The sequence below is a fragment of the Bradyrhizobium sp. Kon69 genome (assembly GCF_055807515.1).
Genome location: NZ_JBVVOS010000001.1, coordinates 421,461 through 435,761 on the forward strand (window position 1 = coordinate 421,461; position 14,301 = coordinate 435,761).

10 protein-coding genes are annotated in these 14,301 nt (G+C 64.2%); 2 read left to right on the forward strand and 8 right to left on the reverse strand.

What is annotated here, in order from left to right:
* Positions 1-83 precede the first annotated feature (83 nt).
* Positions 84-569, forward strand: coding sequence for a low affinity iron permease family protein (locus tag AC0L3U_RS02110; protein ID WP_473360482.1), 486 nt, complete (start codon positions 84-86; stop codon positions 567-569).
* Positions 570-594: 25 nt separating this feature from the next.
* Here AC0L3U_RS02110 and AC0L3U_RS02115 read toward each other — a convergent pair whose 3' ends face one another.
* The 8 genes from AC0L3U_RS02115 to AC0L3U_RS02150 all read right to left on the reverse strand — a co-directional run bounded on the left by AC0L3U_RS02115 (position 595) and on the right by AC0L3U_RS02150 (position 10,516).
* Entirely contained in the window at positions 595-1,830 is a 1,236-nt protein-coding gene (locus tag AC0L3U_RS02115) for an ABC transporter substrate-binding protein (RefSeq protein ID WP_473360483.1), read from the reverse strand.
* A gap of 106 nt (positions 1,831-1,936) precedes the next feature.
* Entirely contained in the window at positions 1,937-2,848 is a 912-nt protein-coding gene (locus AC0L3U_RS02120) for a DMT family transporter (RefSeq protein ID WP_473360484.1), read from the reverse strand.
* Between the two features lie 100 nt (positions 2,849-2,948).
* Positions 2,949-3,308 (reverse strand): hypothetical protein, encoded by a 360-nt coding sequence (locus AC0L3U_RS02125; protein ID WP_473360485.1) that lies wholly within the window; start codon positions 3,306-3,308, stop codon positions 2,949-2,951.
* A gap of 113 nt (positions 3,309-3,421) precedes the next feature.
* Positions 3,422-4,297 (reverse strand): DMT family transporter, encoded by an 876-nt coding sequence (locus tag AC0L3U_RS02130; protein ID WP_473286936.1) that lies wholly within the window; start codon positions 4,295-4,297, stop codon positions 3,422-3,424.
* Between the two features lie 14 nt (positions 4,298-4,311).
* Positions 4,312-5,193 carry an NAD(P)-dependent oxidoreductase gene (locus AC0L3U_RS02135; RefSeq protein WP_473360486.1) on the reverse strand — a complete coding sequence of 294 codons (882 nt, stop codon included), beginning with the start codon at positions 5,191-5,193 and terminating at the stop codon, positions 4,312-4,314.
* Positions 5,193-6,324 (reverse strand): peptide chain release factor 2 gene (prfB, locus tag AC0L3U_RS02140; protein ID WP_473360487.1). Its coding sequence is split into 2 segments (ribosomal slippage): positions 5,193-6,254 and positions 6,256-6,324, totalling 1,131 coding nucleotides; the frame shifts between segments, so codons are not numbered across the junction. The genes AC0L3U_RS02135 and prfB overlap by 1 nt, the downstream gene beginning before the upstream one ends.
* Positions 6,325-6,435: 111 nt before the next feature.
* Positions 6,436-8,937 carry a penicillin-binding protein 1A gene (locus AC0L3U_RS02145; protein WP_275171916.1) on the reverse strand — a complete coding sequence of 834 codons (2,502 nt, stop codon included), beginning with the start codon at positions 8,935-8,937 and terminating at the stop codon, positions 6,436-6,438.
* 286 nt (positions 8,938-9,223) lie between these two features.
* Positions 9,224-10,516 carry an N-acetylmuramoyl-L-alanine amidase gene (locus AC0L3U_RS02150; RefSeq protein WP_473360488.1) on the reverse strand — a complete coding sequence of 431 codons (1,293 nt, stop codon included), beginning with the start codon at positions 10,514-10,516 and terminating at the stop codon, positions 9,224-9,226.
* Between the two features lie 704 nt (positions 10,517-11,220).
* Between AC0L3U_RS02150 and AC0L3U_RS02155 the strand changes: the two genes are divergently transcribed.
* Positions 11,221-14,265: an Rne/Rng family ribonuclease gene (locus AC0L3U_RS02155; protein ID WP_473360489.1), complete on the forward strand. Its 3,045-nt coding sequence runs from the start codon at positions 11,221-11,223 to the stop codon at positions 14,263-14,265.
* Positions 14,266-14,301 lie beyond the last annotated feature (36 nt).

Sequence of the window (14,301 nt, forward strand, 5' to 3'; positions counted from 1 at the left end):
GCTCGCCTAGTCCGGGTTTACATGGCGGAACTTCGGAGTTCCCTCCGCGTTAGGTCGCAGGTCCTCAATGGCGCGATCTTCTGATGCAACCGACCGATACGAAAGCTCGTCCGGCCAAGGATAAAGCGGACCAGCCACGCAACAGCGCGGCTCAACTCTTCAGCGATATTGCTAACCGAACATCTCAAGCTGCCGGGCGCGCGCTGACATTCATGATTGCCGCCGGCATCGTCCTGGTTTGGGCGGTCACCGGTCCTGTCTTCCATTACTCCGACACATGGCAGCTGGTGATCAACACCGGCACCACAATTGTGACGTTCCTGATGGTCTTTCTGATTCAGAATTCCCAGAATCGCGATAGCGCGGCCATCCAGGTGAAGCTCGACGAACTGATCCGGGTGAGCGCGGCACACAATTCTTTCGTGGGAATTGAGCATTTGACCGACGACGAGCTCGACGAGATCCGCACCAAATGTGAGCTTCGCGCCGAGGCCGAGAAGGTCGGAGAAGAGACGGTCAAGAGTGCCGGCAAGAAGGCGAAACGCGCCGCCGATCTCGTCACCGAATAAGCGGTGACGCCGAAAATGAGGCTGACTACTGGCCCCGCTCGTGGCCGACCTCACCGGTGATGACGTCGCCGAACAGCTCCCAGGCCTGCCCGTTGAAGCGCATCAGCTGCATCTGCTCGATCGGAAAATAATCGTCGGCCGAGGTGTTGACCATGATGCCGGGCAGCATCAGGTCGGTGTGAAAATCCTTCAGGTTCGTGGCCTGCTTCATCACGTTGTCACGAGTGAGGTTGTCGCCGCACTGCTTCAGCACCTGCGCCATCGCCTCCGCCTGCACGTAGCCGTAGACATTGTTGGAATTGGCCTTGTCGCCGTCAGGGTAATATTTGTCCATGAACTCGCGCCATTTGATCACCGCAGGATCCTTGTCCCAGGCCGGATCGGTCGGGTCCTTCAAATAGACGGTCGAGATGATGTCCTTGGAATAGTCGAGCCCGGCGGGCTTGAGCACCGAGGCGACCGAGGTCGCGGTGTTAGCCAGGAAGAATTTTGGCTTCCAGCCGAGTTCGCCGACTTTCCGGATCGCCTGCGCCGAGCCTTTCGGCGCGGCCCATGAGAAGAAGATGTCGGCGCCGGAATCGTGAAGCGCAACGATCTGCGAGTCGATCGAGGGATCGCTGACCTCATAGGATTTGTCGGCGATGATCATATTGGCCTTGTCGCCAAGCCCGTCCTTCAGGCCCTTGAACTGGTCCTTGCCGGCGTCGTCGTTCTGCCAGAACACCGCGATCTTGCTGTTCGGAAAGTTGTCACGGATATATTTCGCGTAGATCCGCCCCTCGCTCTGGTAGTTCGGCTGAAATCCCATGGTCCATGGGAAATTCTTGGGGTCGCCGAACTTGGTACCGCCGGAGGCAACGAAGAGCTGCGGCACCTTCTTGGAATTCATGTATTTCATGATGGCGGAGTTCGAAGGCGTTCCGAGCGGCTGGAAGATCAGCAACACCTCGTCGCTCTCGACCAGCTTGCGCGCCTGCTCGATCGCCTTTGGCGGCGAATAGGCGTCGTCATAGCTGATGAAATTGATCTTGCGGCCGTTGATGCCGCCCTGGTCGTTGATCATCTTGAAGAACGCGGCCTCGGTCTTGCCGATCACGCCGTAGGACGACGCCGGCCCGCTATAGGGCATGATATTGCCAAGCTTGATTTCGGTGTCGGTGGCGCCGGGATCGTATTTCTTCTGCGCCAGGGCCGGTGTCGTGACGAGCACGCCGGCAACAAGAATGGCGAGGGCAGCAAGGTTATTGCGACGACCCGGCATCGTTCTCTCCCCTGTTTTGTAGCCTTGTTTTGCCGAGAGTGTCGCAAGGCCGCCTGCGACTGGCAAGCGCCGCGATTTTCCGTGAGGTGAAACGGCGGCTCTGCAACTATGTGTCGCGCCGCAGCAGGTTCAGAACGCGCCCATCGATCACCAGCAACGCGCTGCCGATCACAATCGCGCCCGCGATTTCACGCAGGGAGATCGGCTCGCCCAGCACCAGCCATCCCAGAAGAATGGCGGTGACGGGAATGAGCAGCGTCACCAGCATCACGTTGGTCGCGCCCGACCGCTGCAGGATCTGGAAGAAGACGATATAGGCGAGCGCCGTCGACAGGCCGGCAAGGCCAAGCACCGCGAGCCAAATCGTCACGCCCGGCAGCGGCAGGCGCCACGGCTGCTCCACTGCGCCGGCGACGATCGCCATCATCACCGTGGAAGCCATCAGTTGAAATGCTGCCGTCCCCATCGGGGCTGCGTCCTTCAACAACCGCCGCGCCGCCAGCGCGGCGAAGCCATAGCTCAAGGCGCCACCGAGGCAGAGCAGGATGCCCAGCCCCTGCCCCGCCCGGGTCTCGACGCCCCATCCGCGCAGGATGATCACGCCGGCGAGGCCCAGTGCTACGCCGGCGACGCGGCGGAGCCGTAAGGCCTCTTCGCCTGCAGCCGCCATCACGACCACCGTGAAGAGTGGCGTGGTGGCATTCAGGATCGACGCCAGCCCGCTTGGAATGAAAGTCTGGCCGACCACGATGAGCGAGAACGGAATGACGTTGTTGACGAGCCCAATCGCGACGAATGGCTTCCAGCCGGCGATGCCCCGGGGGAAACTGATGCCCTGCATGCGGAGCAGCGGCAGCAGAAGGGCCGCGCCAAGTGCAACGCGCAAAAGCACCAGCGTGAGCGGCGGCAATTCCCGCAGCGCCGCGCCGTTGAAGAAGAACGAGCCGCCCCAGAGCACCGAGAGCACAGCGAGCAGCGACCAGTCTCGCGCGTCGATCCGGTTATCATTCGGGGGCATGGCGTCTCATGACGGTGGGCGAGACAGCCGCCCTAGGACACCGCAGCGAACAGCGCCACCCGATTTCCGACGCGACGGAGATCGGGAAGTGGGATTCAGCTCAACCGGCACGCAGCTTGTTGGCCAAAGCATTTTCCGGAACAGGTTCGAAAGTCCATTCGTCGGCGATGCACTCGAACGTCTCATCGCGAAAATAGAACAGGAAGTGACGCGACGAAGTCGAAGCCCCACCCGCCATCTTCCAGTCGACGGGATCCATCAAATGGAGATCAGGACCTGCGATCTCGTAGAATTCACCCCAACCCGGCGCTAATTTGCTGTAACGGCATTGCCCGCGAAACCATCCCTCGTCGTTGGTTGGCCCGAGGCGATACCGGTCGCAATTTTTGAAACGAAGGATGCCTTCATCTTCCTCCGCGAACGACGTGAATCGAAAAGCGTTGACCAGGAAGCGCAGCAAGATGTCTCGGCCAGATATAGCCACGCGCGGCCACGGAGCATTCGGCTCTGCGTTCCATCCCTCGTTCAGCTTCCGAAATGACGATTGCTCCACAGGTCACACAACGTTGGCCGTCAAACGTCTTCCCGGCTTCGCGCGTCAGCAGCGATGTCGGCGACGACTGCTCCAATCACCAGGACACCGCCAACGAGAGCGTGGACGGCAGGTATCTCGCGAAAGGCAAGCCAGATCCAGAACGGCATCAGCGGCGTCTCCAGCGTCGCGATCAGGGAGGACTGGCTAGACGGCAAGAAGCGCGAGCCGAGCACGAACAGCGTCAGGCCGAGTGCGACCTGGAGGCAGCCGAACATCGCAAGTGTCAGAAGATCACTTCCACCCACATGCGCGAGATCACGGGCAAATGGCAGACTGGCGAGGCTTCCCAGGAAATTCGAGAGTGCGGCCGCCGCCACCATCGATGTCTGCCGGTAGCGCCGGATCGCCACGGTCATGGCGGAGACGGCGAGTACCATCAGGCAGCTCAAGGCGACGCCGCCCAGATCGGCTCCGGCCTGCACACCGCCGACCGTGACGGCCACGCCGGCAAAGGCAATCACGCTCGCGATCAGCGTCCGCCATGTGGCGGCTTCGCCAAGCCACAGCCACGCCAGCGCCGCGGCGACGAAGGGCTGCGTTGCGATCAGCACCGCGACATTCATGACGTTGGTCATCTGAAGAGCGGGAATGAAGCAGACCATAGCGACCGTCGACGATGACGCGACGAGCAAGCCGCCCTTCCCCGGCACGACCAATTGCCATAGCGCAGCGCGGCCCTGCATCATGACCAGGAAGACCGTGGTCAGGCTGCCGCCGAACAGGCCGCGCCAGAACAGGATGGTCCAGGGATCGAAAGGCAGAAGCCGCGTGAAGAACGGCGCCGTGCTCCAGGCAATCGCGGCTGATATGACGAGGGCAATGCCGAGACCGCGTTCCGAACGAGGCTGCCCCATGTCGATGTGATCCGCTAGGACGGCTTCTTCGGCCGCGACACTAGCTCGATCATCTTGCCTTCGTCGTCGTCAGGCATCGCGGCCTTGGCCTGCGCGTAGGCCTCCACCGCGGCGCGCGCGACCAGCGGCTTGTCGGCCAGCAGGCTCTCGGCGAGCTTCACCGCGTAGGCGGCATCCTTGTGCCGCAGCGCCGCCGTGAACGTCGCTCCGGAAAAATCGCGGGCGACCATGCGCTTGGAGTGACGCTGCACCTGCGGACTTGCGGCCACGCCAGCCTGAATCGAGTCCAGCACAAGGTTCATGTCGAGCCCGGCCTGCTCGGCAATGGCGAGCCCCTCGGCGAGGCCGGCGATCTGGATCGCGCCCATCAGATTGTTGATCAGCTTGTAGACCGTGCCGGCGCCGACCGCGCCGAAATGGCGGATGGTCGAGCCGATCGGTTCGAGATAGGGCCGCGCGCGTTCGAGATCGGCGGCAGCGGCGCCAACCAAAAGCGTCAGCTTTCCGCTGGCGGCCGCATCCGGCAATCCCGTCACGGGGCAATCGATATAGATCAGCCCGCGCGCATTCATTTCGCGGCCCATCTCGCGCGCATGGTCATAGGAGACGGTGGAGCATTCGATCGCGATGGTGCCGGCCTTCGCCGTCTTGGCTGCGCCCTCGGGCCCGAGCCAGACGGCGCGCGAGGCCTCGTCATCGGCGACCATGGTCACGACGGCGTCGGCGTCGATCGCCGCGTCTTCAGGCGAAGTCGCCCACAGCGCGCCGCGCGCGAGCAGGTCTTCAGTTTTTGTTTTGCTGCGATTCCACAGCGTCACCGTGAAGCCTGCATCGAGATAGCGACCGGCCATGCCATGGCCCATCCGCCCAAGCCCGATGAAGGCGATCCGGGGCATCAGTCCACGTCCTCGATGTCGGCACCGGGAGTGCCAAATGCGCGCTGCGCCAGGGTCGCGGCCATGAAGTCGTCGAGATCGCCACCGAGCACGCCCGATGTGTCGGAGGTCTGCACACCCGTGCGCAGGTCCTTCACCATCTGGTAGGGCTGGAGCACGTAGGAGCGGATCTGGTGACCCCAGCCGATGTCGGTCTTGGCGGCCTGGTCGGCGGCAGCCTTTTCTTCCCGCCGCTTCAGCTCGATCTGGTAAAGCCGGGCGCGCAGCATGTCCCAGGCCTGCGCCTTGTTCTTGTGCTGCGAGCGGCCGGCCTGGCAGACCACGGCGACACCGGTCGGGATATGCGTCAGCCGCACCGCGGACTCGGTCTTGTTGACGTGCTGGCCGCCGGCGCCACCGGAGCGCATGGTGTCGACGCGGACGTCGGATTCCTTGATGTCGATCTTGATGGTGTCGTCGATCACCGGAAACACAGCGACGGACGAGAACGAGGTGTGCCGCCGCGCGTTGGAATCGAATGGCGAGATCCGCACCAGGCGGTGCACGCCCGCCTCGGTCTTGAGCCAGCCATAGGCATTGTGGCCGGAGACCTGGATGGTCGCGGACTTGATGCCGGCCTCTTCGCCCTCGGACTCTTCCAGCATCTCCACCTTGAAGCCGCGGGTTTCGGCCCAGCGCGAGTACATGCGGAGCAGCATCTGCGCCCAGTCCTGGCTCTCGGTGCCGCCGGCGCCGGCATGCACTTCGAGATAGGAATCGAAACTATCGGCCTCGCCCGACAGCAGCGCCTCGAGCTCGCGCCGGGCGACTTCCTTCTTGAGGGTCTTCAGCGCAGCTTCGGCTTCCTTGACGACGCCCTCATCGCCCTCGGCTTCGCCGAGCTCGATCATGCCGATGTCGTCTTCGAGCTCCTGCTCGACCTTGCCGATGCCGGAGAGCGAATCCTCAAGCGAGGTGCGCTCCTGCATCAATTTCTGGGCTTTCTGGGGATCGTTCCAGAGGTTGGGATCTTCTGCGAGCTTGTTCAGCTCAGCGAGGCGCGCCGTCGATTTCTCGACGTCAAAGATGCCTCCTCAGCAGCCCGACAGACTGCTTGATCTCTTCTACCAACCGTTCGATTTCGGCGCGCATGGGATTCTCTGGTCTCGCGGGATTGTTCCGCGTCTAATGACATCGGGATGTAGCGGCGGCGGCTGCAAAGCGCAACCGCCGCGGCGTCGAACGTCTGTCTTGTCCTAAGCCTTAGTACAGCCCGCCGGTGCCAGGCCGCATGAAGAAACCGGAATCCGGCTGCTGCTGCTGTGACGCCGGCATGCGGCCGTCGGCATCGGCAACGCCGATGACCGAATAATTATCCGGCGGCGCCGTGCCCGGCTTGAAGGCTTCGAGGATGGTTCCGCCGGTCTCGCCCGGACCGGCGCGCATGCCGGACTTGGCGACGACCCGCACCAGCTTGATGCCGGCCGGCACCTTGAACGGGACCGCGGGCTTGTCGGCGAGCGCGAGCTGGAGGAAGTCGCGTGCGATGGGAGCTGCGAGATGGCCGCCGGTCGCGGCGTTACCCTTGCCGAGCGGACGCGGCTTGTCGTAGCCCATATAGATGGCGACGGCGACGTCGGGCGAGAAGCCGACGAACCAGGCGTCCTTGGCCTCGTTGGTGGTGCCGGTCTTGCCGGCGATCGGCTTGCCGACCTGCTTGACCACGGTGGCGGTACCGGCCTGGACCACGCCTTCCATCAGCTCGGTGATCTGATAGGCGGTCATGGAATCCAGCACCTGCTCGCGGCGGTCGATCAGCTGCGGCTCGTTCTGGTTCTTCCAACCACCCGGCGCGTCGCAGCCGCGGCATTCGCGCTGGTCGTGCTTGAAGATGGTGTGGCCGTAGCGATCCTGGATGCGGTCGATCAGGGTCGGCTTCACCCGGCGGCCGCCATTGGCGAGCATCGAATAGGCGGTGACCATGCGCATCGCCGTGGTCTCGCCGGCGCCGAGCGCGTAGGAGAGATAGTTCGGCAGTTCGTCATAAACGCCGAAGCGGCGGGCATATTCGCCGATCAGGGGCATGCCGATGTCCTGGGCGAGGCGCACCGTCACCGTGTTGAGCGACTGCCGCAGCGCATTGCGCAGCGTCACCGGCCCCTGGAATTTGCCCGAGGAGAAGTTTTCAGGCCGCCACACGCCGGCGCCCTGGCCCTGGTCGATTTCGATGGGCGCGTCGAGCACGACAGTCGAGGGCGTATAGCCGTTGTCGAGCGCGGCCGAATAGACGATCGGCTTGAACGACGAGCCGGGCTGCCGATAGGCCTGCGTGGCGCGGTTGAACTGGCTCTGGTCGAACGAGAAGCCGCCGACCATCGCCAGCACGCGACCGGTCCAGGGGTCCATCACCACCATCGCGCCGGACACTTCGGGGATCTGTCGCAGCCGGTACTGGCCTTCGACAGGCTGGGCGTCCTTGTATAGCGGATCGGCGTAGATCACGTCGCCGGGCTGGAGCACCTGCGATACCGCGCTCGCCGCCCTGCCCTTCGCAGCCCCCGAGGCCGCTCTCGCCCATTTGATGCCGTCGAGCGTGATGAGGCCGGTCTCGCGCTGCTTGCTGACGGCGCCGCCGAGCTCGCGGCTCGGCTGGAAGCCGATGCGCGCCGACTGGTCGCTGGTCTCCAGCACCACCGCCATGCGCCACGGCGAGATATCGGACAGAGACTTGATCTCGGCGAGCTTCACGCCCCAGTCGCCCGAAATGTCGAGTTTGCTGATGGCGCCGCGATAGCCCTGCTGTTCGTCATAGTTGACGAGACCGGCGACCATGGTCTTGCGCGCCATGACCTGGATCTTCGGATCGAGCGTGGTGCGGACCGAGAGGCCGCCCTCGTACAGCTTCTTCTCGCCATAGCGCTCGAAGATGTCGCGGCGCACTTCCTCCGCGAAATATTCGCCGGCGAAGGTGTGGGCGCCGTTGGAACGGCTGGTCACGGCCAGCGGCTCCTTGCGCGCCTTGTCGGCGTCGGCCTGCTTGACCCAGCCGTTCTCAACCAGACGATCGATCACGTAGTTGCGGCGCTCGATGGCGCGGTCGCGGTTGCGAACGGGATGCAGGGTCGCGGGCATCTTCGGCAGCGCCGCGAGATAGGACGCTTCCGCCACCGTCAGCTCGTTCACCGACTTGTCGAAATAAACCAGGGACGCCGCCGCGATTCCGTAGGCACCTAAGCCCAGATAGATTTCATTCAGATACAGCTCGAGGATCTTGTCCTTCGAGTAGGTCTTCTCGATCCGCATCGCCAGCAAGGCTTCCTTGATCTTGCGCGCGAAGGAGACCTCGTTGGTCAGAAGGAAGTTCTTGGCGACCTGCTGGGTGATCGTGGAAGCGCCCTGCGGACGGCGGTTGGAGCCGTAGTTCTGGATGTAGACCACGCCGGCGCGCGCCATGCCGGTGTAGTCGATGCCGCCATGCTCGTAGAAATTCTTGTCCTCGGCCGCGAGGAAAGCGTTGATCACCAGCTTCGGCACTGCCTGGATCGGCAGGTAAAGCCGCCGCTCCTTGGCGTATTCGCCGAGCAGCGAGCCGTCGGTCGCGTGCACGCGGGTCATCACCGGCGGCTCGTAATCCTGAAGCTGAGAGTAGTCCGGCAAGTCCTTGGAGAAATGCCAGATCAGGCCTGCGACGGCACCGACCCCGACAAGGAACAACACCGTTCCCGCGGCGAACAGGAAGCCCATGAACCGCACCAGCAAGCGCATTATCTGTTTATCCGTTCAAACTCTGGATCAGCCCAAAGATCAGCCCAAAGAACAGCCCAAGACCAGCTTAAGATCAGCCCTCAGCACCCGAAACAGGCACCAAACCATCGCGAATTCACCGGCCTTACTCAATACTATCAGTGCCGGACCCAAGACGCTTGCCGAGCGGGATTCTCGCCGATTCCGGAACCCCCTGCGGCGTTTTTATAAAGCGCCCGCTGTGGCCAAACTAGGGCTTTTGCGGCGGGACGGAAAATCACTCTCAATTCGACGATCCCCGGGGTCGTCAATTGGACGATCCGGCCGTAGCCATCCGCTTGGCCAAAAACCCGTCGATCGCCTGCGCCATCGAGCCCACGGCACGTGACCGCCATCCCTCGGAGACCAGATGCTCGAGGTCGCCCTTGTTGGAGACATAGCCGATCTCGACCAGGACCGACGGCACGTCGGGCGCCTTCAGCACCCGGAAGCCGGCCGACTTCAGGGGATGCTTGTGCATCCGCACGGTCGACTTCATTTCGCCCATCAACAGGCGGGCAAAACGACTTGAAAAGGTGCGGGTTTCCCGCTGGGTGAGATCGATCAGGATGTCGGCGACATCGGTCGGCTCCTCCGCGAGGTTGAAGCCGGCGATGGCGTCCGCCCGGTTTTCCGCATCCGCCAGCCGCTGCGCCTCGGCGTCTGATGCCTTGTCGGACAAGGTGTAGATGGTCGCGCCCTGCGCATCGCCCTCGGCGCGCGGCAGCGCGTCGGCATGGATAGAGACGAACAACGCCGCCTTGAGGTTGCGAGCGACTTTGACCCGATCGTTGAGCGGGATGAAAGTGTCGTCGTCCCGCGTCATCACCACGCGATATTTGCCGGTCTTTTCCAGCCGTTCGCGCAGCGCCAGGCCAAAGGCCAGCACCAGATTCTTCTCGCTCTCGCCGCTCGACTGCGTGCCGTTGTCGATGCCGCCATGGCCGGGATCGATCACGACCACCGCGCGGCCATCGGCCTTCTGCCCGGCTTCAGGGTGTGCAGATGCCGGAACCGTCGCGGGCGGCGGATCGGCAATTGCCGGCCGCAACTCAGGACGGTTTTCCGGAGCCAGTGACGGCACGAAGGCGGTGCGCTCGACCTCCTCCAGTTCGAGCACCAGCCGCGCCGGCTGACCGTTGGCAGCCTCCACCACGTAGGAATTGGCGATCTTGGCCGGGCCGGTCAGGTCGAACACGATTCGGGAGCCGCCGGGCATCACCAGCCCATAGCGGAAGGCCTTGACCAGGCCGCGCCCGCCGGACCCGGTGCCGGCGGGAAGTTGAAAATTGACCTGGGGCACGTCGACCACCACCCGGTACGGGTCAGCCAGGGTGACGGCGCGGAAGGTCACGGTCTGATCGATATCGAGGACAAAGCGGGTTTGCTTGCCGTCACCGGCCAGCCGGGCGGCCGAGGCCGTCGGGAAATTCGCTGATGCAACAGGGAGTTGAGGCTGACTTTCGGCGGCCTTCAGGCGGGAGGAATCAGCGCACGGCAATGCCGCCGCGCAGAGCAGCACGCATCCCAGCAAGATCCTTTGATTTGCGCGGCTCGCCACCGATTCCGTGCCTCCGAGCAGCCTCTTTAACGCAATAGAACCACAGGGTTAAACGATCCTTAATGACAGACACGCGAAACTCGCTGACTGTGACCGCCGTGCGACGCTCCTTGCACGGATGGCCCAATCCACGTATGTACGGAATGCTGACGGCCGATATTTCCGGTTGTGTCGCATTCAGCCTCCCGGTGCAGCGCCGGAACTCTCAAGGTTTGGGAATTCCAGCGTTTTTCCGTTCCCCTCTAAGTCCAGCGCGGTGCGCGGCAGCAAGGTGGAGCGGGGCAAGCCCCGGCGGCGGACGGTTCCCGGTTACCACCACGTTTCGGGGACGGTTCTGACAGCGGCGCAACCCGTTACCCGGTCCCTTAATCCCAAGGGAGCGGTTCGTAATACCCAAGGCGAGCGCGCTCGCGCCATGCCTGGCCAACAGCAACTGATTGAGGGGCGGCCCCGCCGCCCAATGTTTCATACGGGCCGACGCTTGATGCGCCAGACTGTGCCGACCAATTCTGAAGGACCATTCGCGACGCTGCGGAGTGAAAATTCCGCGCGCCGCTTTGGTCCTCCGGCTTTCGGTTCGGCAAGGCGCGAGAGACGGCGTTTCGGCCTTCCCCTCACCCCCGAATCAGGTGGACCGTCGCGTCACCCGGCAGCGCTGATGGCGCCCACGGTGAATCGCGCCCGCCGCCGCCAAGAGTTAAGACATGCCCAACAAGATGTTGATCGATGCCACCCACCCGGAAGAGACCCGGGTCGTCGTGGTCCGCGGCAATCGCGTCGAAGAGTTTGATTTCGAGACCGCGCAACGCAAGCAACTGCGCGGGAATATCTACCTCGCCAAGGTCACAAGGGTCGAACCCTCGCTCCAGGCCGCTTTCGTCGAATATGGCGGCAACCGCCACGGCTTCCTCGCCTTCAGCGAAATCCATCCCGACTACTACCAGATCCCGGTTGCCGACCGGCAGGCGCTGATCGAAGCCGAGGAGCAGGCCCACCGCGAGGCCGAGGAAGAGAGCGAGAACCGCTCCCAGGGCCGCCGCCGCTCCCGCCACCGCAATTCCCGCCGCCGTAGTCATGGCGAGCGCGTCCGCAGCGAAATCGTCGAAGGCAGCGATCCCGCGGCCCGGCAGGTCCAGGGCGAGGCCTTGCCCGAGGGCGCGTCGCACGAGGGCGAGCACCTGCACGCCGCAGAGCATCACGACGGCCACGATCATCACGATCACGGCCACGAAGGGCATGACCACGACGACCATCATCATGCCCATGGTGACGATCATCACGCCCACGACTATGGCGACCACGGCGAGCACGACCACCACGACCATGATCATGCCGACGAGACACCGGCGCCTGTCGCAGCGATCGGCGCCGAGCCCGCGGTCGCCACCGAGGCCGTTGCCGAGCCGCACGAAGTTGCCTCCGACGCACACGCCGACGATCTTGCCGAGGCCGTGACATCGGCCGCTGAGCCTGCCGACGCCGTGTACGCCGCCGGCGAGAATGCGCAGGCTCCGCATCACGACTCCGAAGCGACGGCCGAGGATGACGACGAAGACGAGGACGACGAGGAAGCCGAAGAGGACGTCGTTGAATCCGTCGGCGGCGACGATGTGCTGGAGGAAGTGCCGGAGCGCACCTTCCGTCCCCGCCGCCAGTACAAGATCCAGGAAGTCATCAAGCGCCGCCAGGTGATGCTGGTGCAGGTCGTCAAGGAAGAGCGCGGCAACAAGGGCGCGGCGCTGACGACCTACCTCTCGCTCGCCGGCCGCTATGCCGTCTTGATGCCGAACACCGCACGCGGCGGCGGCATCAGCCGCAAGATCACGAGCGCGCAGGACCGTTCGCGTCTGAAGGAAGTGGTGCAGGATCTCGACGTGCCCGAGGGCATGGGGATCATTCTGCGCACCGCGGGTGCCGCCCGCACCAAGCCCGAGATCAAGCGCGATTTCGAGTACCTGATCCGGATGTGGGAGACGGTGCGCGACATGACGCTGAAGTCGCAGGCCCCGACCCTCGTCTACGAGGAAGGCTCGCTGATCAAGCGCTCGCTGCGCGACCTCTATAACAAGGAGATCGACGAGATCTCAGTTGCCGGTGAATCCGGTTACCGTGAAGCGCGCGATTTCATGAAGATGCTGATGCCCGCCAATGTGAGCGCGGTGAAGCAGTATCGCGACGGCCAACCCTTGTTCTCGCGCATGGGCGTCGAAAGCCAGCTGGATGCGATGTTCTCGCCGACCGTGCAGCTGCGCTCCGGCGGCTACATCGTGATCAACCAGACCGAAGCGCTGGTCTCGATCGACGTCAACTCCGGACGTTCGACGCGCGAGCATCATATCGAGGACACCGCGCTCAAGACCAATCTCGAGGCTTCCGAGGAGGTCGCGCGTCAGCTTCGGCTGCGCGATCTCGCCGGCCTGATCGTCATCGACTTCATCGACATGGACGAGAAGCGCAACAATCGCGCGGTTGAACGCAAGCTGTCCGATTGCCTCCGGCAGGACCGCGCGCGGATCCAGGTCGGACGCATCTCGCATTTCGGTCTGCTCGAGATGTCGCGCCAGCGCATCCGCGCCAGCGTGCTGGAGTCCTCGACTGATCCCTGCACGCATTGCGGCGGCACCGGCCATGTGCGCTCGGTGTCCTCGGTTGCGCTCCAGTTGCTGCGCGGCCTCGAAGAGATCCTGATGAAGGGCGCGACCCACAATCTGGTGGTCCGGACCCGCACCGATGTCGCGCTCTATGTGCTGAACCACAAGCGCGGCCATCTGCGCGACCTCGAGAACGGCTTCAAGGTCACGTTGGCGGTCATCGCCGACCCGAGCGTCAACGGGCCGCAGGCCTATGTCATCGACCGCGGCGAGCAGGTGCATACGCTGGAAGCCGCCAAGGCTCTGCTGGCGGCCCAGGCGGCCGCAAGCCCGCCGCCCCTGGTCGAAGAAGCCTATGACGACGAAGAGTTCGATCCCGAGACCGAATCCGAGGTCGAGACCGAGGAGACCGAGGGTCTCGTCGAGGAGCAGGCCGCAGGCGACGCCGCGACCGAACAGGACAGCCAGCGCCGCAAGCGTCGCCGTCGTCGCCGCGGTCGCGGTGGCCCGCGCGACGAGGAGACGCGCGAGGATGGCGCTCCCGCTCTTGCCGAGACGGCCATGCCAGCCGGCGAAGGCGAAGAGGATGCCGAGGCCGAGCCGGACGGCGAGGAAGGCGAGGAACAGGCAGCCCGTGGCGAGCAGCAGGGCAGCGCCGATCGCCGTCGCCGGCGTGGTCGCCGTGGCGGACGCCGCCGTCGTGGTCCTGGCGAGGAAGGTCTCGCCGGCTCCATCGGCGACGAGCTCGCGGCCAATGCGCCGTCGGAAGCGACCGACGCAGTCGCCGATTTCGACAGTTTTGGCGGCGAGGCTGCGCCTTCGATCGCGCAGGCCGAGCACACCTCGCAGCCACAGGTCACCCAGCCAGAGCCGCGCGCCGAGGCAAAGATCGACGCAACGGCCCAGCCTGAGCCGGCTCCTGCTGCCGCGGACGAAGAGCACGCCGACGACAAGGCTGCACGACGCCGTTCGACGGTTCGGGAGAAGGTGAGCTTCCTGTCGAGCAGCCAGAGTGAACCGGCACCGGTTGCTCAGGCGGCCGAGCCGGTTGCCCCGCCCGCACCGGCTCCGGAGCCGGCGCCCGCAGCGGCAAGCGAAACGTCGGCCGCACCGCGTCGTGCCGGCTGGTGGTCGCGCCGCTTCGGCGGCGGCGAATAGACGAACCCCAATCAAAAACGCCCGGCTTCGGCCGGG